The sequence below is a fragment of the Mesorhizobium sp. P3_B5 genome (assembly GCF_056402815.1).
On record NZ_JBFUGR010000048.1, the window covers coordinates 1 to 588 of the forward strand.

Annotated in this window: 1 protein-coding gene; it reads right to left on the minus strand. The window is 69.6% G+C overall.

Translation table 11 applies throughout. From position 1 onward, the window contains the following. A partial coding sequence (locus AC1DVW_RS29705) for a VCBS domain-containing protein (RefSeq protein ID WP_477327949.1) occupies nucleotides 1-588 on the minus strand: 588 nt, incomplete at both ends.

The following is a 588-nucleotide window of genomic DNA, read 5'->3' on the forward strand; positions in this document are numbered from 1 at the left end:
CCTGGGTGTTGTCGGCGCTGTAGGTCCAGTTGCCGGCGGCATCGAGGCTGAAGGTGCCGTGGCCGTTGGAGCCGGCGGTGCCGGCCTGGGTGGCGAAGTTGGCCTGGCCGGCGTCGACGTCGCTGATGGTCAGCGCGCCGCCGGTGGTCAGATTGCCGGCAACGATGCCGTCGGCGCCATTGTCCTCGGTSACGTCGCTGGTCGAGACGCCGCCGATCACGGCGCTGTCGTTGGTGCCGTGGATGGTGACGGTGACGATCTGGCTGTCGCTGCCGTCGGAGGAGACGGCGGTGAAGCTGTCGGTGATGAACTGGCCGGCGCCGAGCTGCTGGATGGCGGCCTGGGTGTTGTCGGCGCTGTAGGTCCAGTTGCCGGCGGCATCGAGGCTGAAGGTGCCGTGGCCGTTGGAGCCGGCGGTGCCGGCCTGGGTGGCGAAGTTGGCCTGGCCGGCGTCGACGTCGCTGATGGTCAGCGCGCCGCCGGTGGTCAGATTGCCGGCAACGATGCCGTCGGCGCCATTGTCCTCGGTSACGTCGCTGGTCGAGACGCCGCCGATCACGGCGCTGTCGTTGGTGCCGTGGATGGTGA